This is a genomic window from Lysobacter sp. F60174L2, assembly GCF_052547135.1.
In genome coordinates this window covers 370,964-394,420 of the sequence record NZ_JBQWRA010000003.1, presented here as the reverse complement: position 1 = coordinate 394,420, position 23,457 = coordinate 370,964, and the positions used below count along the sequence as shown (strand labels likewise).

Annotated in this window: 11 protein-coding genes and 2 tRNA genes; 1 reads left to right on the top strand and 12 read right to left on the bottom strand. The window is 69.4% G+C overall.

All coding sequences use genetic code 11. From position 1 onward, the window contains the following. Window position 1: 1 nt before the first annotated feature. The 4 genes from ACT9AS_RS10760 to ACT9AS_RS10745 are packed head-to-tail and all read right to left on the bottom strand — an operon-like array spanning window position 2 to window position 15,202. The gene (locus ACT9AS_RS10760; RefSeq protein ID WP_445100129.1) at window positions 2-835 is read right to left on the bottom strand and encodes an alpha/beta hydrolase; all 834 of its coding nucleotides are present in this window, start codon (window positions 833-835) and stop codon (window positions 2-4) included. Continuing rightward, the gene (locus ACT9AS_RS10755) at window positions 832-1,626 is read right to left on the bottom strand and encodes a hypothetical protein (protein ID WP_445100128.1); all 795 of its coding nucleotides are present in this window, start codon (window positions 1,624-1,626) and stop codon (window positions 832-834) included. Before ACT9AS_RS10755 ends, ACT9AS_RS10760 begins: the two co-directional genes overlap by 4 nt. Next, window positions 1,623-7,820 carry an amino acid adenylation domain-containing protein gene (locus ACT9AS_RS10750; protein ID WP_445100127.1) on the bottom strand — a complete coding sequence of 2,066 codons (6,198 nt, stop codon included), beginning with the start codon at window positions 7,818-7,820 and terminating at the stop codon, window positions 1,623-1,625. The genes ACT9AS_RS10755 and ACT9AS_RS10750 overlap by 4 nt, the downstream gene beginning before the upstream one ends. Window positions 7,821-7,834: 14 nt before the next feature. Continuing rightward, window positions 7,835-15,202, bottom strand: a complete 7,368-nt coding sequence (locus ACT9AS_RS10745; RefSeq protein ID WP_445100126.1) for an amino acid adenylation domain-containing protein — start codon at window positions 15,200-15,202, stop codon at window positions 7,835-7,837. 225 nt (window positions 15,203-15,427) lie between these two features. Between ACT9AS_RS10745 and ACT9AS_RS10740 the strand changes: the two genes are divergently transcribed. Beyond that, window positions 15,428-15,820 carry a DnaJ domain-containing protein gene (locus ACT9AS_RS10740; RefSeq protein WP_445100125.1) on the top strand — a complete coding sequence of 131 codons (393 nt, stop codon included), beginning with the start codon at window positions 15,428-15,430 and terminating at the stop codon, window positions 15,818-15,820. Between the two features lie 31 nt (window positions 15,821-15,851). On the opposite strand, the gene ACT9AS_RS10735 is transcribed toward ACT9AS_RS10740, so the two are convergent. The 8 genes from ACT9AS_RS10735 to recA all read right to left on the bottom strand — a co-directional run bounded on the left by ACT9AS_RS10735 (window position 15,852) and on the right by recA (window position 23,360). Beyond that, window positions 15,852-17,276: a TIGR03013 family XrtA/PEP-CTERM system glycosyltransferase gene (locus ACT9AS_RS10735; RefSeq protein WP_445100124.1), complete on the bottom strand. Its 1,425-nt coding sequence runs from the start codon at window positions 17,274-17,276 to the stop codon at window positions 15,852-15,854. A gap of 58 nt (window positions 17,277-17,334) precedes the next feature. Beyond that, a complete protein-coding gene (locus ACT9AS_RS10730) occupies window positions 17,335-18,009 on the bottom strand; it encodes a 4'-phosphopantetheinyl transferase superfamily protein (RefSeq protein WP_445100123.1) in 675 nt (224 codons plus the stop codon). 284 nt (window positions 18,010-18,293) lie between these two features. Then, window positions 18,294-18,370: transfer RNA gene (locus ACT9AS_RS10725), tRNA-Arg, on the bottom strand. Between the two features lie 91 nt (window positions 18,371-18,461). Next, window positions 18,462-18,553 (bottom strand) — tRNA-Ser (locus tag ACT9AS_RS10720). A 62-nt stretch (window positions 18,554-18,615) separates the two neighbouring features. Then, window positions 18,616-18,819, bottom strand: a complete 204-nt coding sequence (csrA, locus tag ACT9AS_RS10715) for a carbon storage regulator CsrA (protein ID WP_445100122.1) — start codon at window positions 18,817-18,819, stop codon at window positions 18,616-18,618. 135 nt (window positions 18,820-18,954) lie between these two features. Further along, window positions 18,955-21,603 carry an alanine--tRNA ligase gene (gene alaS, locus ACT9AS_RS10710; protein ID WP_445100121.1) on the bottom strand — a complete coding sequence of 883 codons (2,649 nt, stop codon included), beginning with the start codon at window positions 21,601-21,603 and terminating at the stop codon, window positions 18,955-18,957. Between the two features lie 151 nt (window positions 21,604-21,754). Beyond that, window positions 21,755-22,246, bottom strand: coding sequence for a recombination regulator RecX (recX, locus tag ACT9AS_RS10705; protein WP_445100359.1), 492 nt, complete (start codon window positions 22,244-22,246; stop codon window positions 21,755-21,757). 70 nt (window positions 22,247-22,316) lie between these two features. Next, on the bottom strand, window positions 22,317-23,360 hold the full coding sequence (gene recA, locus ACT9AS_RS10700) for a recombinase RecA (protein ID WP_445100120.1): 1,044 nt from the start codon (window positions 23,358-23,360) through the stop codon (window positions 22,317-22,319). Window positions 23,361-23,457: the final 97 nt, after the last annotated feature.

The window sequence follows — 23,457 nt, the reverse complement described above, 5'->3', positions numbered from 1 at the left end:
GTCAGTGTCCGAACTGTTCGCGCATCCAGCCGAGCACGGCGGCCTGCAGCCGCCGCCGGTCATGCCGCAGGTAGAAGGTGTGGTCGCACGCAGGCCAGTATTCCAGCGACACCTGCGGCTCGCGCGCCGCGCGACCGAAGCAGGCGGCCAGTTGCCCACGGTGGTTGAAGTAGCGGTACACCGCGCCGGTGTAGACAAACAGGATCCGGATATCCCGCACCACCAGGTCGGCCAGCTTGCGCCGCGCCTCGGCCCGGGTCGGGAAATCACGGAAGCTGCCCTGCGACGACCTGCCGCCAAGCATGGAACGCAACTGGCGCCAGACGCGTCGTGGATCGAGCACGCGCGGCAGCACGTGGCGCAGCCAGTGGCCCGGCGTCGGATAGGCCAGGCCGTCCAGCAGCAGCAGGCCGACGATCCTGCGGTCGATGTCGGCCGCGTTGAAGGCGTCGTCCGCGGCCGAGCAGATGCCGCCCAGCACGAAGCGCGAGACCCCGGTTTCCGCGGTGACCAATGCCATTGCCGCCCGGATGGCGTTGTCGCGGACGCCTTCGCTGGCCACCGGTGCACGACTGTCACCGAGGCCGGGCTGGTCGAAGCGCAGGACCACGAATCCCGCATCGGCCAGCACCCGCGCGAGCTGCACGTAACCGCGGAACGGCCCGACCCGGTGGACCAGCCCCGCGTTGAGCAGGATCAGCGCGGTGGCGTGACGGGTCGCCGCGGCCGGCTGGCTGACGATGCCGACGAGGCCATCGCCGAACGCGTGGACCTGCTCGTCCACGCCGCCCGCAACCGCGTCATCCAGTTCCGGCACCGTGGCCTGCAGGTTCATGCGACCGCCCCTGCCAGCCGTCCGGCCAGCCGCGACACGCTGCGACGCGGGAACGCCTGCAACTCGAACGCGTGACGGTCCTGCCAGTCGACCCGGTCCCCCGGATCGAGCGTCACCACTTCGACCTTGACCCCCATCTGCTGCTGCGACTCCACGAACTGGCGATGCGATGGCGGGAAGTCCCACGTCGCCAGCAGCACTTCGCTGCCTGCCGGCAGTTCCATGTGCAGCGCGTCCAGCCGCGCCAGCCGGCCGAGCAGTTGCCCGTCGATGTCGAACCCCAGCAGTTCGTCGGGTTCGGCGACGGCGCCGCCGCGGGTAAAGCGGCCGGCCGCCGTCAATTGCCATGCGTGTTGCTGTCGCCATTCGGCGACCAGTTCGTCGCCGACCAGCACCGGATCCCACAGCACGATGCGTGCCGGCACGCCCTGGCTGCGCACGTAAGCAAGCAGCGGCAACGCGGCGCCACGCACGGCGAAGAACCGGCACCCGGCGGCCGGGGTTCCGGTCGACAGTTCCGACCGCGCCGCGGCCAGGTCATCCAGCATTCCCTGCAGGGTCAGTTCGTCGGATTCGCCCGCCGAATCGCCACTGCCGTACCAGTCGAAGCGCAAGGTGCTCACGCCCGCGCGCGCCAGCGTTTCGGCCAGCGCCCACAGGGCCCGGTGGCAGCGCGTGCCCTCGTGCAGCAACGGCGCGCACATCAACACGTGGTCCCGTGCCGGCTGGGCGCGATGGTGCATGCCGTACAGGCGTCGCCCGGGCCGGCCGAAGAACAGCGGCAGTGTCATTGCGATGCCGCCTCCGGCGACCCGAGCATCCGCGCCAGCCCACTGGTCGAGGCCGGCTGCCTGCCATCCGGCGCGCCGTGCGCGGCGGCAAGCCTGCGGCTCGATTCGTCCGTCGAAGCGGGCAACTCGGCCGCCAGCTGCGACAGCGTCCAGCTGGCCAGTCGCATCATGTTGAGCCGCACGCCGCGCTCGCGATACACGCGATCGGTCATCTGCACCGCCAGCATCGAGTGGCCACCGGCATCGAAGAAGTTGTCGCCGGGCGCCACGTCGGCATCCAGCAACTCCTTCCACAGCGCCATCAGGTAGCGGACCCGAGGATCATCCACCGCGGCTACGGCCGACACGCCGGTCGCCTCCTGGCGCGCGCTGGCGTGGCCATTTGGCGCCGCGGCCAGTGCCTGCGCCAGGCTCGGCGCCATTTCCGGCGCCTCGACCAGCCCGACATGCGAACCGTCGACCGGAATCACTTCCACCGCTTCGACCAGCTGCTCCCAGCCCAGCGTCGGCCGCCGGTCGAGCGCGGTCGGCTGTTCCGAAGCGCGGAACAGCACCACCCGGCCGGGATACGGCCGCACGGCGTATTGCTCGTAGGCCTGGCGATGGACCGCTTCGATCCCGGCGTAGCGGTCGGCATGCGGGATTTCCGCGCCGATCCGGCGCGCCAACGCGGTCTTCAGCCGCAGCGCCAGCCGGCGTTTGCGTGATGCCAGGGCCGCCCCCAGGACCGCCCAGCGCTGCCGCCATGAACGACCCGCCATGCGATTGCGCAGCTTGACCCGCCAACCACCGAGCGCTTCGCGCCGGCAGCGTTCGCCGTAATCGGCCGAGGTGTCGATCAGCCCCAGGAACGAAACCTGCTGTCCGGCGGCCACCAGTTGCTGGGCCATCTCGAAAGCGATGATGCCACCCATCGAGCCGCCGGCCAGGCGGTAAGGACCTTCCGGCTGCACCTGCCGGATCTCGGCAACGTAGCGGCGCGCCATGTCCTCGACCCGCTGCAGCGGCGGCGTGCGCCCGTCCAGGCCAATGGCCTGCAAGCCGTACACCGGCTGGTCGGCGGGCAGCTTCTTCGCAAGGTGCTGGTAGTTGAGTACGTTGCCGCCGACGGCATGGGCCAGGAACAGCGGCGGGCGCGTGCCCCCGGTGCGGATGGGCACCAGCGGCGCCCAGGGATCCCTCGATGCCAGGCTGTTCGACACCGGGTTGTCCAACACCGGGGCGATCGGGATCGATGCCGGCGCGGCGACGGCGCCCGCGTTCCGGTACGCGGCGGTCAGGCCGCGCAGGGTCGGTGCCGCGAGCAGCGTCGCCAGCGGCAGGTTGGTGCCGGTCAGCTGGCGGGCGGCCTGGAACATCTGCACCGCTTGCAGCGAGTTGCCGCCGAGGGCGAAGAAATCGTCATCCGGTGCGACGGACTCGAGCCCGACCAGTTCGCTCCAGACCAGCGCCAGCCGGGCCAGCAGCGGGTCGTCGTCGGTGACGGTGGAGCCCGCCGGGGCCGGTGCCGCGGCGGCGTCCGCGGCCGTGTGCAGCGGCTCGACCGTCGCCGTCGCCGCGGCGTCCCAATCCTTCAGGTCCAGCGGCGCGAGATTTTCGAACCGGGTCAAGGCCGCGATCGGCTGGAACGGATCGGCGGCCACCGCCTCGATGATCGCCAGGTACCGCTGGTGCAGCAGGTCCGCGCTCTCCGGGCGGAACAGCTCGGTGTTGTAGACCACCGCCGCGCTGAGCTTGTCGACTTCCTCCACGAACCAGATCGCCAGGTCCTCGGTCACGCCCGGATGCGGCAGTGCGCGACGCTCGTGGGTCACGTTGCCCCAGTTCAACTCGCGCTGGCGGATGTCCTGGAACGAGAACAGCGACTGGTAGAGCATCCTGCCGCCGCTGGCGGTACGCACGCTCAGCTCGCTCATGAGGTCTTCCAGGCGGATGTCGGGATTGCCCAGGCTGTCCAGCACCAGGTCCTTGGTGGCCTTGACCACGTCGGCGAACCGCACCGACGGGTCGATCCCGATGCGCAGCGGCAGCAGGTTGGCGAAGTAGCCCATCATCGCCTCGACCTCCGGACGGTGACGCCCGCGGACCGGGGTCGCGACGATCAGGTTGTTCTGGCCGCTCACGCCGTGCAGCAAGGTGAAGTACGCCGCCAGCAGGGTCACGAACATCGTCGCTTCGATCTTCAACCCGGACTCGCGCAGTTGCTCCGCCAGCGCGGCGGGGATCTCGAACTTGTGCGAGGAGGCCCGCCCGGACATCCCGGGGCGCCGCGGGTGGTCGGTCGGCAACGCCCTGACCCTGCGCGAATCCTCCAGGTTCGCGCCACCCAGGCGCGTGCGCCAGAAATCCAGTTGCGCGGCGTACTCCGGCCCCTTGACCCACTCGCGATGCCACGCCGCGAAATCGCCGTAGGTCACCGGCAGTTCGGGCAGGTCCGGCTCGCGGCCGTCGAGGAACGCCTGGTAGAACCCGGCGATGTCGGTGTACAGCAGGTCGAACGACCAGCCGTCCCAGACGATGTGGTGCGGCATGAACATCAGCACGTGGCGCTGCTCGTCCATGCGGTACAGCCGGGCGGTGAACAGCGGCGGCTTGCCGAGATCGAACGGGACGGCGACCAGCGCGGCGAGCTGCCTGTCGAGTTCCGCTTCGCGACGATCGGCCGGGATCGACCTCATGTCCACCACCGGCAGCAGTCCGGTATCGAAGTCGTCGTGCACGATCTGCACCGGTTCGCCATCCTCCTCGCCGATCGTGGTGCGCAGCACGGTCTGGCGCTGCACCATCGCGCGGAACGCGCGCTCGAACACCTCGGCGTCCAGCGGACCGTTCAGCACGTGGGCCGACGGCGTGTTGTAGGTCGGCTGGCCGGGGTTGAACTCCTCCAGCATCCGCAGCCGCTCCTGGATCAGCGACAGCGGGGCGCGGCTCTGGTCGGGCCGACGCGGGATCGGGGCGTGGACCGGAGCGGGTTCGCCTGCGCTGTCATCGATCCTGCGGGCCAGGCGCGCGACCGTCGGGGCGTCGAACAGCGCCCGCAGCGACAGCGCCACGCCCAACTCGCGGTTGAGCCGGGAGGTCAGCTGGGCCGCCAGCAGCGAATGCCCGCCGGCGGCGAAGAAGTCGTCCTCGACACCGATCTCCGCCACCCCGAGCACGCTGGCCATGGTGGTGGCGATCCTGCGCTCCAGCTCGTTGCGCGGCGCGACGCTGTCGGTCTTGCGCTGGAGGGTGGTGTCGGGCGCCGGCAGGCCCTTGCGGTTGACCTTGCCGTTGGGCAGCAGCGGCACCGCGTCCAGCGCCATGACGTGCTGCGGGATCATGTAGTCCGGGAGCGCGCCGCGAAGGTGCGCGACAAGCGCGGATTCGTCGACCTCGCGACCCGGCTGCGGCACGACATAGGCGACCAGGCGCACGTCGCCGGGGCGGTCCTCTCGCGCGATCACCACCACCCGCGCCACGTCGGCGTGGCTGGCTAGGTTGTTCTCGATCTCGCCCAGCTCGATGCGGTAGCCGCGGACCTTGACCTGGAAGTCGAGGCGGCCGAGGTGCTCCAGGTTGCCGTCGGCACGCCAGCGGCCGCGGTCACCGGTGCGGTACAGCAGCGCCGCCGCCTGCCCCGCCTGCGCGGGAGGCGCGCCGGCGAACCGGTCGGGCACGAAGCGGTCGGCGGTCAGTTCCGGTCGCTGCAGGTAACCCAGCGTCACACCGTCGCCGCCGATGCAGATCTCGCCGGCGACGCCCCGCGGGCACAGCCCGCCCTGCTCGTCGACGATCCAGACCCGGGTGTTGGCGATCGGATGGCCGATGTGGATATCGGGAACATTCTGGCCAGCCGGTTGTTCCACCCGCGCGATCGTCGACCAGACCGTGGTTTCGGTCGGCCCGTACACGTTCCACAGCGCGCCGCAGCGCGGCAGCAGCTGGGTCGCAAGGTCGGCCGGCAGCGGTTCGCCGCCGCAGAGGATGGCGAACGCCGGATGCCCCGCCCAGTCCGCTTCCAGCAACAGGCGCCAGGTCGCCGGCGTGGCCTGCATGAGGGTCGCGCCCGAGTCCACCAGCAGCGCCTTCAACGCGCCGCCATCGACCGCGGTATCGCGGTCCGCCAGCACCACCCGGGCGCCGACGCTCAGCGGCAGCAGCAGTTCCAGCACGGCGATGTCGAACGACAGCGTGGTGACCGCGACCAGCCGGTCATCGGGACCGATGCCGGGCTCGCGCTGCATGCCGACCAGGAAGTTCGCGACGGCCCGGTGCGGCACCTGCACGCCCTTGGGACGGCCGGTGGAGCCGGAGGTGTAGATGACATACGCGACCGACTCGGGCTCGGCCGCATCCTCGTCGCGGCCGATCCGGCCGGTGGGCATGGATGCGAGTTCTTCGTCCAGTTGGTCCAGCATCAGCACCGGGCGGCCACGCAGGTCGAACTGGCCGGCATGGCGTTGCTGGGTCAGCAGCGCGGCCAGGCCGGCGTCGCCCGCCATGTAGGCCAGCCGCTCGGCCGGGAACTGCGGATCGAGCGGCACGTAGCCGGCACCGGCCTTGAGCACGCCGAGCAGGCCGGCCAGCATGTCGACCCCGCGGTCCAGCGCGATGCCGACCAGGCCACCGCGCTTCACCCCGCGCGCGCGCAGCAGGTGGGCGATACGGTTGGCCCGCGCCTCCAGCGTGGCGTAGCTCAGCGACTCGCCGCGGAACTCCAGCGCGACCCGATCCGGATCGCGATCGCATTGCACCTCGAAGGACTCGTGCATGCGGAGCTGGCGATCGAACTCGACCGGCGCGGGCTGCAGCGCCGCCAGCTCTGCAATCGCATCGGCATCGACCAGCGACAGGCTCGCGGCGGCGGCCTCCGGACGCTCGACCGCATCGCGCAGCAGCGCTTCGTAGGCCGACAGCCAGCGACGGATCGTGTCCGCGTCGAACAGGTCGGTGTTGTACTGGCACTCCAGCGTCAGCGCGCCATGCGCGTGCACGGCGTTGATGAAGATCTCGAAATTCTCGTAGCTGCGCGGGTTGCTGCGGAAATCCATCGACAGGCCGGGGAAACCCGTGGTCTCGCGCTCCAGCGCCTGGTCGATGTTGAACATCACGCTGACCAGCGGCAGGCGCGCGGGATCGCGCTCGAGCTTGACCTTCTGCAGCAGCGTGCCGAACGTGTAGCGCTGGTGCTCGATCGCGTCGAGCAGGGTGTCCTGGGCGTCGCCGAGCAACTGCTGGAACGGCTGCGCCGGGTCCAGGTCGAAGCGCAGCGGCAGCAGGTTGACGCAATGACCGACCAGGTGGTCGTGGCCGTCGACGGACTGGCCGGCGGCCGGGATACCGACGACCACCTGCGACTGCCCGGCGATGCGCGACACCACGCTGGCGAAACCGGCCAGCAGGGTAGCGAACATGCTGGTTCCGCGGCGCGCGCCCATGCGCCTGACCGCGGCGACCAGATCGGCATCGATGACGTGGTCCTCGCGACGCGAGGCGAAACTGCGACGGTGCGGCCGCGGCCGGTCGGTCGGCAGGTCGAGCACCGGCGCGCCGTCGGCGAACCGCGACAGCCAGTAGGCCTCGTCGGCGGCGGAGGCCTTGCCGGCGACATGCGCGGCTTCGGCCACGGCGTAGTCGGAGAACGCTTCGGCCGGCGGCAACGGACCGGTCTCGGTCCCGCACTCGACGGCGTAGAGCATGCCCAGGTCCTGCACCAGCACCCACCACGACCAGCCATCGCAGACGATGTGGTGGGCGGTCAGGACCAGCAGGTGTTCGTCGTCCGACAGGCGCAGCAACTCGGCCCGGAACAGTTCATCGCGATCCAGCCGGAACGGCGTCTCCACCACGCTGCGCAGGCGTGCGGCAAGCGCGGCGTCCCGGGCAGCCGCATCCATCGCCGACAGGTCGGTGAACGGCAATGCCAGCGTAGTGGCCGGCCGCACGCAGAGGCTTTCGCCATCCGGCCCGAAACTGGACCGCAACGCATCATGGCGCGCCACCAGCTGCTCCAGCGCGGCGTGCAACGCGCGGCGATCAAGCGACCCGCGCAGGCGCAGCGACGACGATTCGTTGAACGCCAGCGAGGCGTCCTCGCCCAGCTGGTCCGCGAGCCAGACTTCGCGCTGCGGCTCGGTGGTCGACACCACGCGCGCGAGCTCGCCGTCCGCGAACGGGTCGTAGTCGACCGCGCTGTGGGCCGCGGGTTGCATGATCGCCGCCATTGCTACGCCCCTACCTTGAGGAACTTGCCCGGCTCCCCGTCGTTGGGCACGAACCATGCCGGCCGGCCGTCAGGCTCCCGGCCCAGCCGTGCACCGGGAACCGGCGGCTGGCTCGCATCCATCACCGCCATTGCCGGCACCTCGGCGCGCGGCAGCAAACCGGCGCCCTGGAGTTCGAGCACGGCGTCCTTGTAGGCCTTCAGGATCGCCTGGAAATCCGCTTCGGAATGCGCGGTCGTGAAGAAGCACGGGAAGTTGTCGAGGATGTGGATGCCGCGGATGCGCATCATCGCGAACAGCATTTCCTGCATCGGATGGTCTTCGAGGAACTGCGTGCGCCAGAGCGAGGCGAACTGCGTAATCCGCAGCGGCGCGCCGACCTGCAGGCAGAACGCGTTCAACTCGTCGGCGAACGCCTCCACCCGGGCATTGAGGCCCTGCTGCAGCGCCGGGCCGGATTCCTTCATGTGCACCAGCACCGCATGCGCCGCGGCAAGCGCGAGCGGATGGCGCACGAAGGTGCCGGCGAAATAGGTCACGCCGACGGTCGGCTGCGAATCGTCGCCGTAGTCCCAGTGGCCGCCATCCAACGCGTCCATGAAGGCGCGCTTGCCGGCGATCACGCCGATCGGATAGCCGCCGCCGATGACCTTGCCGTAGGTCGCCAGGTCGGCCTTGATGCCGAACAGCGCCTGGGCGCCGCCCGGATGGCTGCGGAACCCGGTGATCACCTCGTCGAAGATCAGCGCGGCGCCTGCCTGCTCGGTGATCCTGCGCACCTCGCGCAGGAACTCGGCCGGCTGGAAGTCGGGCCGGCGGCTCTGCACCGGCTCGACCAGCACGGCGGCCAGTTCGCCGGCGCGCGCGCGGATGATCTCCAGCGCTTCGTCGGTGCCGTAGTCGAGCACCAGCACGTTCTCGGCGGTGTTGGGCAGGATGCCGGGCGCGGCCGGGACCGACTTGAGCTTGCGGGTGCCGCGGACGATCACTTCGTCGTTGATGCCGTGGTAGGAACCGCTGAACATCACCACCGTGTTGCGGCCGGTGATCGTCCGGGCCACGCGGATGGCGCCCATCACCGCTTCCGAGCCGGTGTTGCACAGGGCGGCGCGGTCATGTCCGGTGAGCTCGCAGACGAGCCTGGTGACCTCGCCGGCGAGCGGATGTTGCGGGCCGATCTCGTAGCCGAGGTCCAGCTGCGCGCGGATCGCATCCATCACGAAACCGGGCTGCCAGCCGAACATGCTGGTACCGAAACCGTTGGTGGCGTCGACGTACTCGTTGCCGTCGATGTCGAACACGTGGGCGCCCTTGGAACGCTCGACCACGATCTGGTAGACGATCTCCTTCACCGCGGGCCGGAAGCCGTTGACCACGCGCGGGTCGGCCATGTGCGGCCGGTGCTCGCGGGTGTACGCCTTGGACTTGCCGGTGCGCTCGATGTAGCGCTGCATGAACGACTGCACGTGCTGGTGCTGGCGTTCGTCGAGGTTGAGCTTGCTGGTGTGGATCCGCGCGATCGCGCCGAAGGCCTTCTGCACGTCGTAGCGGGTGTGGGCGAGTTGCGCGACCTCGTCGTCCGCTGCAGGCACGGGGGCGACCGCGGTTTGCGATGCGGGTGCGGGAGTTGGCGACGGCGCCGGATTCGCGACGGCGGGCATTGCCACGGGTGCCGCGACCGGCGTCGTGACGACCGGTGCCGCAACCACCGGCGCCACCGGACCCGCCGCGAGCAGCGCGAGCTGCTGCGACATCAACTGCATCTGCTGCGAGATCAGCATGCGCCCGAAGTCGCCGGGGTCGACGGCGGACGCCATGGCCGGCGCCGCCGGCAATGCGAACGGCACGCTGGCCGCCGTCGCCACGGCGTCCGTGGCCGGGACGGCAGCAGCGGCCGGAGCTGCAACGGGCGCCACCACGGCATTCGCGGCCGGCGCGGGCGCGGCCTCCGCTGGCATCTGCGTGTCGAGCATCGCCACCAGCCGGTCGAGGCTGGAGCAGTCGCCCATCAGCTGGCGGAACGTCACCGCGACCGGGAACGCCTTCTGCAGCTGCAGCGCGACCTGGGTCAGCATCAGGCTGTCCAGGCCCAGCTCCATGAAGTTGGCATCGGTATCGGCATCGGACAGATCGAAACCGACGATGTCCTCGAACAGGTCGCGCACCTCGCCCATCAGGCGGGGCTTGCGATCGGCGACCGTTTCGACGGCGGGTGACGGGACAGGGTGCGGCATCTGGGACTCCGGGGTTGCGGCTGCTGCGATGGCGGGATGCAGGACGACCTTGGCCGTCGTGGAAGGTGCTTCTACCCAGTAACGTTGTCTGTCGAACGGATAGGTCGGCAGGCGCACGCGACAGCGCCGGGCGCGCCGGTCGAAGCAGGCCGGATCCACCGGTACACCACGGCACCAGGCCTGCCCGAGCGCCTGCCGGACACTGCCCTGCTCCGCATCCGGGTGGTCCGACAGCGACGACAGCACCGCCGTGCCGGGCTGGCCCTTGATGGCGGGATGCTGGCGGGCGAGCGTGCCGAGGGTGGTCCGTGGGCCGACTTCGAGCAGCACCCGCGGCGTATCCACGACCAGGCACTCGATCGCCTTGGCGAATCGCACCGGCTGCCGCAGGTGGCCCGCCCAGTAATCCGGGGAACAGGCGGTTTCCGCATCCAGCCACTGGCCGGTGGCGGTGGACACCACAGGCAGCACCGGTGCCGTCCGCACCATCGCCTCGACCTCGGCGCGGAACGGTGCCACCACCGGATCCATCATCGACGAGTGGAACGCATGCGACGTGCACAGGGCCCGGCACGCAATGCCATCGGCTTCCAGGCTGGCCTGGAACGCCGCGATGTCTTCGTGTGGCCCGGCCACCACGCAGGCGCCGGGGGCGTTCTCGGCCGCCAGCGAGAGGGTGTCGGGCAACCGCGCCTGCAACGCGTCGAGGGCGATCCGGACCGACAGCATCGCGCCGCCCGGCTGCGCCTGCATCAGCGCACCGCGGCGCACCACCAGCCGCAGTGCGTCGGCCAGCGTGAACACGCCCGCCAGCGCCGCCGCGACGAACTCGCCGACGCTGTGGCCGACCAGCGCGGCCGGCTGCAGGCCATGGTCCATCCACATCCGCGCCAGCGCGTACTCGACGATGAAGGTCGCCGGCTGCATGACCGCGGTCGGTCGCAAGGCGTCGGCATCGCCGTGCAGGATCAATGCCCGCAGGTCGCGGTCGTCGTCCTGCGGCAGGTTGTCGATGCACTCGTCGAACGCCCGGCGGAACGCCGGCTCGGTGCGGTACAGCTCGCGGCCCATGCCCGGATAGGTCGCGCCCTGCCCCGGGAACATGAAGACCACATCGGCGCGGTGGGCCGGCCGGCTGCGCTCGGCGGCCGCAGCGACCTTGGGATCGCGCAGGCTGGCGATGGCGTCGGCGACGTCATCGGCCACAAGCGACAACCGGTGTGGGAATGCCTTGCGGCCTGCCGCCAGCGTCCACGCCACGTCGTCCAGGCGGGCGCCGGGATCGGCCTCCAGATGCTCTGCCAGCCGCGCCGCGGCCGCGGCCAGCGCGGCCGGCTTGCGCGCAGAAAGCACCAGCAGGTGCGGCCCCTCGCAGGTCTCGGAGGCGGCAGGCAGCGGCGCCTCTTCAAGCACAAGGTGCGCGTTGGTACCGCCCACGCCGAAGCTGCTGACGCCCGCGCGCCGTGGCTGCCCGGACTGGCGCGGCCAGTCGTGCAAGCGGGCGTTGACGGTGAACGGCGTCGCGGCGAAATCGATCGCCGGATTGGGCTCGGTGAAATGCACGGTCGCCGGGATCCGTTCCCGCGACAGCGCGAGCGCGGCCTTGATCGTCCCTGCCACACCGGCCGCGCTGACCAGATGGCCGATGTTGCTCTTGACCGATCCGACCCGGCAGAAGCCGTTGTCGTCGGTGCCGCGGCGGAACGCGCGGGTCAGTCCTTCGATCTCGATCGGGTCGCCCAGCGGCGTCGCGGTGCCGTGGGTTTCCACGTAGGAGATGCTGCGCGGGTCGATGCCCGCATCGTCGTGCGCCATCGCGATGACGGCCGCCTGCCCTTCGCTGCTCGGCGCGGTGAAGCTGGCCTTGTCGCCGCCGTCGTTGTTGATCGCGGCGCCGCGGATGACCGCATGGATGGTGTCGCCGTCGGCCTGCGCATCCGACAGCCGCTTGAGCAGCAGCACCGCGCCGCCATCGCTGAAGACCGTGCCGCGCGCGGCGGCATCGAAGCTGCGCGTGTGCCCGTCGGAGGACAGCATCGCGCCCTCCTGGTACAGGTGTCCGCTGCGCAGCGGGCTGGTCACCGCCACTCCACCGGCCAGTGCCATGTCGCAGCGCCCCAGGCGCAGGTTGTCGACCGCCTGGCAGATCGCCACCAGCGAGGTCGAGCAGCCGGTGTGCACGCTGACCGCCGGCCCGGTGAGGTCGAGCTTGTGCGCGACGCGGGTGGCGATGTAATCCTTTTCGTTGTCGAGCATCACCGTGAAGGCGCCAACCTTCTCGACGAGTTCCGGATTGGGCAGCACGTTGTGCTGGTAATAGCTGGCGTTGTACATGCCGGCGAACACCCCGACCGGGCCGGCACCGGCGCCCGGCACGTGGCCGCCGCGCTCCATGCACTCCCAGCACAGCTCGAGGAAGATCCGCTGCTGCGGGTCCATCAGTTCGGCCTCGCGCGGGGAGATGCCGAAGAACGCCGCGTCGAACAGTTCCACGCCATCGACGAGGCCACGCGCCGGGACATAGGCCGGATCACGTCGCACCGCCTCCGGCACCGAGCGGTCGATCTCGTCGAGGCTGAAGTGGCTGATGCTGTCGCGGCCCTCGCAGAGGTTGTCCCAGAACGCCTCGACATCGTTGGCGCCGGGGAAGCGCCCGGCCATCGCGATGATCGCGATGGGTTCGGCCAGCCCCGCTGCACGACGCCCGGCGCCCATGCGTCCCGCGGCGATGCCCGGCGCCTGCGCCGATGCATGGGCCATCGCCAGCGCCGCCGGCGATGGATGCGCGAACAACGACGTGATGGCCACGTCCAGGCCGGCCTCGCGCTTGACCTGCTCGACCACCCGCACCGCCAGCAGCGAGCCGCCCCCCAGCTCGAAGAAGTTGTCGTTGCGGCCGATCTTCTCCAGGTCCAGTACATCGGCCATCGCCCGGCACAGCGCGACTTCCAGCTCGCCTTGCGCCGGCTCGAACGGCCCCGCCCAGTCCGGCCGCTGCCGCCCCGGTGCCGGCAGCGCCGCGCGGTCCAGCTTGCCGTTGGGGGTCAGCGGCAGCGCGTCCAGCGCCACGTAGGCCACCGGCACCATGTAGTCCGGCAACTGCGCGGCCAGGTGCCGCCGCAGCAGGTCCACGTCGACCGGCGCGTCGGCCGCGAGCGGAGAGTAGTACGCGACGATGCGCTTGAAGCCGGGGCTGTCCTCGCGGACCACCACGCCGGCCTCGCGTACGCCCGGGCAGGCCATGACCTGCGCCTCGATCTCGCCCAGCTCGATGCGGAACCCACGGACCTTGACCTGGAAATCCTGCCGGCCGAGGCACTCCAAAGTGCCGTCGGGCAGCCAGCGACCGAGGTCGCCGGTCCGGTACATCCGCGCGCCGTCGGCCTCGCTGAAGGGATCGTCGAGGAAACGCCCGGCATCGAGGTCGGGCCGCTTGAGGTAGCCGCACGCGAGCACCGGCCCGGCCAGGTACAGCTCGCCGACGACGCCGGACGGGACCGGCTCGCCATGCGTATCCAGCACGTAGACCCGCGCGTTTGAAATCGGCGCGCCAATGGCCGGCAGGCGCGGCCAGTCCGCAGGATCACCGGGCAGTGTCAGTGCGGTGACCACATGGCTTTCGGTCGGGCCGTAATGGTTGTGCAGGCGGCAGCCGGGAACCCGCTGGAAAAAGCGGCGGATCCGTGGCTCGATCCGCAACTGCTCACCGGCGGTGATGACCTCGCGCAGCGCGCAGTCCAGTGGTTCGCCCGGGGCCAGTGCGTCGATCTGCGCGTCGAGACCCTCCGCCAGCATCTGCAGGGCGAAATACGGAAGGAACGCGCGTTCGATGCGATGCTCGCGGATGAACTGGAACAGCCGCGTCGCGCTGACCCGCGTATCCGCGTCGACCAGGAACAGCTGCCCGCCCGCGCACAGGGTGGCGAAGGTCTCCTGGAACGCGACGTCGAAACCCAGCGCGGCGAACTGCAACGTGCGCAACGGGCCGGCGGCACCCGGCTGGCGCAACTGCCACTGCACCAGGTTGACCAGCGGCGCATGCGGCATCGCCACGCCCTTGGGCTTGCCGGTGGAGCCGGAGGTGTACAGCACGTAGGCCAGGTGCCGCGGCAACAGTCCCGCATCCGCGGTTTCGGGATTGTCGGGCGACTGCGCGTGCCACGGCGGCGTTGCATCGGCGAGGTCGAGTACCGGCACGCCTGCGGGAATCGCAAGTCGCTTGCCGATGCCATCGACCATGTCCTGCGTGGTCAGCACGGCCGCCGGCTCGCTGTCCTCCAGCGTGTAGCCGAGCCGCTCGAGCGGATAGGTCGGGTCGAGTGGCACGTAGGCGGCGCCGGCCTTCAGCACGGCCAGCAGCGCGACGATCAGTTCGGTGCCGCGCTCAAGGAAGATCGCCACCCGGTCATCGGGCTTGATGCCGATCGCGCGCAGGTGATGCGCGAGCCGGTTGGCGCGGGTGTTCAACTGCGCGTAGTCCAGCTGTGCGTGGGCGTCGACCACGGCGACGGCATCCGGGCTGCGCTGCACCTGCGCCTCGAACAACTCGTGCACGCACAGGTCCAACGGGTAATCGGCGGCCGGGGCGTCGTGTTCCCGCAACGCCTGCAGGCGCTGCCGGTCATCCAGCAACGGGAGGCGGTCGATCGGGCAGGCCTCGTCGGCCACCATCGCCTGCAACAGGTTGCGCAGGTAGTCGGGATAGCTTTCCGCGGCCTGCGCTCGGTGCAACGCGGGGTCGTACTGGATCGATCCGGTGATGCCGTCGCCCTGGCATCCGAGCGAGAGAGCGAGTTCGTAGCCGTCGCCGACCTCGCCAGGCGCGTTGTCGCTATCACCGGAGTGCCAGTGGTATCCAAACCCGGGTGTTGTCGCTTCCACAGAACCGATCACGGGCAGGTCCCGCGCCGACACCAACAGTTCGTGCAACGCAGCCAGCAGCTCGCCGGTGCCCGGCATGTGCGACAGGTCCACGCGCAGCTCCGTCGGCGCTTCGCCCGCGACTTCGATCACCATCTGGTCCCGCGCCGACAGGCGCATCAGCAACACGCACCATCCCGCCAGCACGACGGTACCTGGATCGGTGCCATGGCGCCGGGCCAGCGCGTGCAGGGATGCGGTCGTCGCTGCATCCATGGCGAAGGACAAACCGACCGTTCCGGACGGCGGATTGCGTATCGGAGAATGATCGGTCGGCAGTTCCGGTCGTGCACTGTTCATTCGCTACCCCTGTTGGTGCCGCCCTTTGGCTTGCACCATCTGAAACGCCGATGGCACGGGGCAGCGGCCACGCAGGCACGGCAGGAACCGCACCGGTCGGGGCGGCGGCGCACACACCAGGCGTGCACACCAGGGGACACCATGAATCAGGATTTTGCGGTGCTGTACGAGGAGCTCGATCTCGATCCCGGTTGCAGCCTGGACGAGCTTCGGCATGCCTACCGGCGACGCATCGGAGAACTGCACCCGGACCGCAATGGGGGCGAGCCGGCCGACGACGATGGAAAGGCGATGCTGGGCGAGCTGACGGCGCTCTATGCCAATGCGGTGAGGTTCCAGCGCCAGTACGGTCGCCTGCCGGGTTCGGTCGCCGCGCCGCCTGCCGCGACACTTTCGCCATCGAACGAGCGCAGCTACCGCGCGCTCGTCGTGCCACCGCGACGGGCCGACCCTGCAGCCCGGCGGCGCCGCACCACCACGCTGGCGGTGCTGATGGTCCTGCTCCTGCTGCTCTGGATGGTCGTGGTGGAGTAGCCCGCGCCCTGCCGCAGCCACATGCCGGACGCTAGCGCGCGCCGCGCTGGAACAGCACCACCTCGACCGTCTGCAACAGGATCATCAGGTCGAAGACGAGGCCGTGGTTCTTCACGTAGAACAGGTCGAACTTCAACTTCTCCTCCGCGTCCTCCACCGATGCGCCATAGCGATAGCGCAACTGCGCCCAGCCGGTGAGCCCGGGCTTCACGCTGTGGCGCACCGCGTAGTAGCGGATCTCCTGGCTGAGCATGTCGACGAACTGCGGCCGCTCCGGCCGCGGTCCCACGAAGCTCATTTCGCCACGCAGCACGTTCACCAGTTGCGGAAGCTCGTCCAGCCGGGTCATCCGGATGAAGCGCCCGACCCGCGTGGTGCGGTCGTCACTCGTGGTCGCCCACCGGGCCACGCCATCGGACTCGGCGTCGCAGCGCATGCTGCGGAACTTCAGCAGCTCGAACTCGCGCCCACCTTCGCCCACCCGCACCTGCCGGTACAGCACCGGACCGCGCGAGTCCCACGACACCGCCAGCATCACCAGCAGCATCAGCGGCCACGCGACGAGCAGCATCAGCGACGCCGCCATCAGGTCGAAGAAGCGCTTGCTCAGCCGGCGCGGCAACGAATGGTCGAAGCCCCCGGAAAACACCAGCCACGACGGGTCGGCCACCTTCATCGTGACGATGCCCGCCTCGCGCTCGAAGAACGTCGACAGGTCGGTCATCGCGATGCCGCGTTGCGCGCACGCCAGCATCTGGTCCATCGGCAGCGCGCCGCGGCGCTCGTCCGGCGCCACGACCACCTCGTCCACGTCCAGCCGTTCGGCCAGCGCAGCCAGCGGCTCCGGCCCCTCGATGCGAAGTGCCGACCCGACCGCGACCGGCTGGCCTTCGATCGGGATGAAACCAAGCAGCACGAACGAACGCCGGTCGCCGCCGCGGCGCAGCCGCGTGTTGATCAGGTCGGCGTTATGGCCGGCGCCCAGCACCAGCACGCGCCGCCGGAACACCTCCGACTGGAACATCGCCTGCGAGACACTGCGCAACAGGTAGACGCCGGCGAATGCCGCGGCCAGCGCCAGCAGCAGCACGCCACGGCCGATGTAGGTGGCCGGCAGCACGTAGTACAGCACCAGCAGCGCGGTGCCGCCGAAGGCGAACGACAGCACCAGGCGCAACAGGAAGTCGTGGCGGTTGTGCCGTCCATGCACCTGGTACATGCCGAACGCCGCCATCGCGGTGGTGGTGACCAGCGCGACGACCAGCGCACGCGAGGGCGCGCCCTGGGAGAAGATGAGGTGCCCCTCGGGATCGTGCAGGAAGCGCAACCACGCCGCACCGGCTACCGCCAACACGATGATTGCCACCTCCGCCAACCACAACAGCAGGGTTGCGCGATTCTTGCTGTTTGCCAGACCGATCCCCACCCCTGCCCCCTCGACGCGTTTGCGCGTCATCGACCAGCGTCTTTACCCACTCGCGATTACCAACGCAGGAGCGCGGATACTCCGGCCTTCACATCCGCGTGGATCGAAGCCACTGGATGTCCGGTCCCCTGCCCTCGACCCCGGCTTGCTCGACGCTGGCGATGGCCGCGACGCAGTCCGGACCGGATGCAAGCATCCGCGCGCGAACCGCTTCCAGCCCCTCCAGCCGCAGTGGCACGCCGACCGGCGCGTCGAAGGTTTCCATCGCACGCTCCAACCCGATGCCCGCGGCCTTGAGCAGCGCCTCCTTGCGCATCCACAACTCCAGCAATGCCCTGGCCCGGGCCGATGCTTCCAGCTGCCGCATGGCGTCGGCTTCGGCCGGCGTGCATACCCGGTCCGCGATCTCCGGCAATTCGGCGACCCGCGTCGACGGTTCGATATCGATCCCGACCGGGCCGACCCGGCTGAAGGCGAACGCCAGGTGCCCTTCTGCGTGGCTCAGGCTGGTCCACAGCGGATGCCCCTCCACCCGCGGGCACCCCTTGGCGTCGCGCCCGATCGGGACGTCGGCCGGCGCGATGTCGAGCAGGACGGACAGCAGCAGCCGATGCAGCGCGTACGCCAGGATCAGGTTCACCCGGTCACCGGGCCGGTGGCGACGTTCGACGCAGGCCAGTTCGCGCGGATCGAGCAACGCGCGCGCATCGCCCAGCCATGGCAGCCAGTCGACCTGTTCGACAAGCACGGCACCGGCGCCCACGCGCAATCGCCGCGCCCACCCGACCGGAGGCCAGGCCTCGTTGAATGTGGCCTGCAGGGAGGGGGCTTGCGGGAGCCGTACCTGCGGCGCGCATGCTTGCTGGGAGGATGGCGTCGACGCCCGGGGCTCGCGGGTTTGCCCGGAGTCACGGCGCAGTTGCAGGGCTTCATTCATGGCAGCGGATAGCTACGTCGATACCGGCCGCGACAGGCCAACGCGGATCGTGCGCGGCCAAAAAAAAAAGGGCCGACGAGTGGTGCTCGTCGACCCTTTCAACTTCTGTATGGTGCGCCCGGAAGGATTCGAACCTCCGACCCCCAAGTTCGTAGCCTGGTGCTCTATCCAGCTGAGCTACGGGCGCCTAGTCGAAAAATTATGAAGGTCGGAAACCGATCCGTCAACGCTTTTTCATGCGGTGGAACGTACTGCGACAGGACTGACTGCAATAGAACTGGCGGAGAGTGAGGGATTCGAACCCTCGATGGAGTTTAACCCCCATACTCCCTTAGCAGGGGAGCCCCTTCAGCCACTCGGGCAACTCTCCGCATCACACAAGCCGGTGCGGCCGGGAAGCATAACGGCTCGCTCCACCCGCGGCAAACTTTTTCAGTCGGAGGTGTTGTTGGCGTCACCCTCGGACGGCTCTTCGCCGCGCTGGATGCGCTGGTAGATCTCTTCGCGGTGCACTGCCACATCTTTCGGTGCAGTGATGCCGATACGTACCTGGTTTCCCTTGACGCCGAGCACGGTGACGGTCACCGAGTCGCCGATCATCAGGGTTTCACCGACGCGTCGCGTCAGGATAAGCATGGAATTCTCCTTGTGCCGCGCTTCGTGCGTCGGCGGTTGCGTTGCCAATGATATGGCAACGCTTCCAACTACTGGCTAAACGTCAATTATCCCCGTGCAGGGACACGGCTACAAGCGAAAGAAGTCATGGTCCAGTCAGGTCAGCCGGGCCTCCACCCAGCCCGGAACGCCCGCCAGTGCTGCAATCAGCGCCGGTCCGTCCTCTCCACCGCCCTGTGCCATATCTGGCCGTCCGCCACCTTTGCCGTTGATCTGGCCGGCGACATGGCCGAGAAGCTCCCCGGCCTTGACCCGGCCCAGCGCGCTGCCACCGACGCCGGCGACCAGTGCCGCCTTGCCCTCGCCGGTGCCGGCGAGGATCACGACCGCGTCGCCAAGCTGCTGGCGGAGCCGGTCCAGCGCGTCGCGCAGGGCCTTTGCATCGAACCCCTCGAGTCGCGCGGCCAGTACCTTCAGGCCGCCCACCTCGACGGCGGAGCCGGCGAGATCGGCGGTCGCGCCCGAGGCCGCGCGGGCCTTCAATGTCTCCAGCTCACGCTCGAGTTTTTTCTGCCGCTCGACCAGCCCCCGCACCTTGTCGGCCACGTCGGCGGCATTGCCACCGAGCAGTCGCGCAGCCTCGCCCAGGCGATCTTCCTCGACCGTCACGTGGTCGAGCGCGCCCTGCCCGGTCAGCGCCTCGATCCGGCGCACCCCGGCCGAGACGCCGCCCTCGGAGACGATCTTGAACAGGCCGATGTCGCCGGTGCGGCTCACATGGGTGCCTCCGCAGAGTTCGGTGGAGCCCTCGCCCATCCGCAACACGCGGACTTCGTCGCCGTACTTCTCGCCAAACAGCGCCATGGCGCCGAAGTCGAGCGCTTCCTGCATGCCCATGTGGTGGATTTCGGCGGCGTGGTTGGCGCGCACCTCGGCGTTGACCCGGCGTTCGATCTCGGCCAGTTCCGCGGCGGTGACCGGCTGGAAATGCGCGAAGTCGAAGCGCAGGCGCTCGGGAGCGACCAGCGAGCCTTTCTGCACTACGTGCTCGCCGAGGACCCCGCGCAGGGCGGCATGCAGCAGGTGGGTCGCGGAATGGTTGAGCACGGTCGCGTTGCGGCGCCCGGCGTCGACCGAACCGAGCAGGCGATCGCCACGCTTGAGGCTGCCGGCGGCGAGCCGGCCGACGTGGCCGTGGAACTGGCCGGCGAGCTTCACGGTGTCGTTGACCACGAAGCGGGTGCCGGCGTCGTCGAGCTCGCCCGCGTCGCCCACCTGGCCGCCGCTTTCGGCGTAGAACGGGGTGCGGTCCAGGATGACCACGGCCTCGTCACCGGCCTCGATCGACTCCACCGGACGGCCGTCCTTGAGCAGGGCGACGATTGCCAGGCCGCCTTCGACCAGTCCGTCGTAACCCAGGAACACGGTGGGTTGCAGTTGCGAGGCGAGCTCGGCCGACAAGGTGGTGGTGCCACCGAACTTGCCTGCGGCGCGGGCGGTTTCGCGCTGGCGGGTCATCGCCGCATCGAAGCCCTCCATGTCGATCGACAGGCCACGTTCACGGGCGATATCGGCGGTCAGGTCGACCGGGAAACCGTAGGTGTCGTACAGGCGGAAGGCATCGGCGCCGGGGATCGTGTCCTTCGAGCGCGCCGCGACTTCGTCGAAGATGCGCATGCCCGAATCGAGCGTCTCGGCGAAACGCTCCTCCTCGGCCAGCAGGGCGCGGTCGATCAGCTCGCGCTTGTCGCGCAGTTCGGGGTACGCGTCGCCCATGACCTCGATCAGCGGACCGAGCATGTCGTGGAAGAACGGCTGCTTGCGGCCGAGCATCCAGCCATGGCGCAGGGCGCGGCGGATGATCCGGCGCAACACGTAGCCGCGGCCTTCGTTGGACGGCAGCACGCCGTCGATGATCAGGAACGCGCAGGCGCGGATGTGGTCGGCGATCACGCGCAGCGACTTGTTGTCGAGGTCGCTGGTGCCGGTAAGCCGGGCCGCGGCCGCGATCAGGTGCTGGAAGATGTCGATCTCGTAGTTGCCATGCTTGCCCTGCAGGATCGCGGCGAGGCGCTCCAGGCCCATGCCGGTATCGACGCACGGCGCCGGCAACGGCGCGAGGGTGCCGTCGGGCTGGCGGTCGAACTGCATGAACACCAGGTTCCAGATCTCGATGAAGCGGTCGCCGTCCTCGTCGGGCGAACCCGGGGGGCCGCCGAAGTGCTGTTCGCCGTGGTCGTAGAAGATCTCGGTGCAGGGGCCGCACGGACCGGTGTCGGCCATCTGCCAGAAGTTGTCCGAGGCGAACGGCGCGCCCTTGTTGTCGCCGATGCGGATGATCCGCGCCTCCGGCACGCCGATGACATCGCGCCAGATCGCGTAGGCCTCGTCGTCGGTCTGGTAGACGGTGACCGTCAGGCGCTCGGCCGGCAGCTTCCAGGCCTCGGTCAGCAGCTGCCAGGACCACTTGATCGCGTCTTCCTTGAAGTAGTCGCCGAACGACCAGTTGCCCAGCATCTCGAAGAAGGTGTGGTGGCGCGCGGTGTAGCCGACCTGGTCGAGGTCGTTGTGCTTGCCACCGGCGCGCAGGCAGCGCTGGACGTCCGCCGCCCGCACGTAGCCGGGCTTCTCGCTGCCCAGGAACACGTTCTTGAACTGGACCATGCCCGAGTTGGTGAACAGCAGCGTCGGGTCGTTGGCCGGCACCAGCGGCGCCGAGGGCACGATGGTATGGCCGCGCTCGCGGAAGAACTCGAGGAAATCGCGGCGGATATCGTTGGTGGTGATCTGGGAAGCGTTGTTCATGCCTGGCACGTAATCGAGAGGGCTGGGCAGGTTGTCGCCGCGCCGATGCCCCGGGAGGGCGACCAGCGCGCGGGAGACAGCCGCGAAATAGCTCGATAGCGTATCAGGGAGGCGGACCGGGTGCTGCAGCGGGTCAAGCGGGAGAGGGAGTTCAGTCGTCCGGGTCGAGACGGGTCGCGGCGCGGATGACGTCGCCGGGAAAGCCACGGCGCATCAACAGATCGGCTGCCTTGCGGCGCAGGCCAAGGTCATCCGCGACGCCATCGCCGAAGCGGCGGCGGACCAGGTCACGGGCATTCTCGACCCAATCGCCCTCGAAGCTGTCGAGCGCCGCCGCGATGGCATCGCTGTCCAGATCATGCGTACGGAGCTCGGCCCGGATGTGGATCGGGCCGTACCCTCCATTGACGCGGTTGCGGACGAGGCTTTCGGCGAAACGCCCGTCGTCCTGCCAGCCGGCGTCGGTGAGCTTGTCGACGGCCTGGTCGACCTCGACCGGGTCGAGCCCCCGCGTTACCAGCTTGCGGGCAAGCTCCTTGCGCGAATGCTCGCGCCTTACCAGCAGGGCCAGCGCGCGCTGGGTGGTTGTGGCGACCGGCCGCTTGCGGCGGCGGCCGCCCACCACGCCTTCGGGACCGAACAGGCCGCCGGTGTCGCCACCGGGCAGGCCATCATCGTCGGGCGCGTCATCCTGCATCGCTCAGCCGTGCGGCTCAGGCATCCGTATCGGCATCGTCGCCGTCGTCCTCACCGGGCCTGGCTTCGGCCGGCACGAACTTCTCGCGCAGCGTCGCTTCCAGTTGCTGGGCCAGCTCCGGGTTTTCCTTCAGGTACTGGCGGGCGTTCTCCTTGCCCTGGCCGATGCGCTCCTCGCCGATGCTGTACCAGGCACCCGCCTTCTGCACCAGCTTGGCGTCGACGCCCATGTCGATCAGCTCGCCCTCGCGGGAGATGCCCTGGCCGTACAGGATCTCGGTGAAGACCTGTTTGAACGGCGGCGCCATCTTGTTCTTGACCACCTTGATCTTGGTCTGGTTGCCGATGATCTCGTCGCCCTTCTTGACCGCGCCGATCCGGCGGATGTCGAGGCGCACGGAGGCGTAGAACTTCAGCGCGTTGCCACCGGTGGTCACCTCGGGGCTCTGGCCGGGCATCATCTGGCCGATCTTCATGCGCAGCTGGTTGATGAACACCACCAGCGTGCCCGAGCGTTTGATGTTGCCGGTCAGCTTGCGCAGCGCCTGGCTCATCAGGCGGGCCTGCAGGCCGGGCAGCTGGTCGCCCATCTCGCCCTCGATCTCCGCCCGCGGGGTCAGCGCGGCGACCGAGTCGACCACCACGATGTCGACCGCGGCCGAGCGCACCAGCATGTCGGCGATCTCCAGCGCCTGCTCACCGGTATCGGGCTGCGACAGCAGCAGGTCGTCGACGTTGACGCCGAGCTTGGCGGCGTAGACCGGGTCGAGCGCGTGCTCCGCATCGATGAAGGCGGCGGTGCCACCGTTCTTCTGGCATTGCGCGATCGCCTGCAGGGTCAGGGTGGTCTTGCCCGAGGACTCCGGGCCGTAGATCTCGACCACGCGGCCCTTGGGCAGGCCACCGATCCCGAGCGCGATGTCGAGCATCAGCGAGCCGGTACCGATCACTTCGGCCGCTTCCACCACCCGGTCGCCCATGCGCATGACCGAGCCCTTGCCGAACTGCTTTTCGATCTGGCCCAGTGCGGCGGCCAGTGCGCGCTTCTTGTTCTCGTCCATCGTGGAATCCTCGGGTGGCGTCAATTGGTTGGATGCAGGTTAGGCAGCGCCGGTCGCAGGGGCTGCGACCACGGCGGCGGTTTCGAAATTAGCGTCG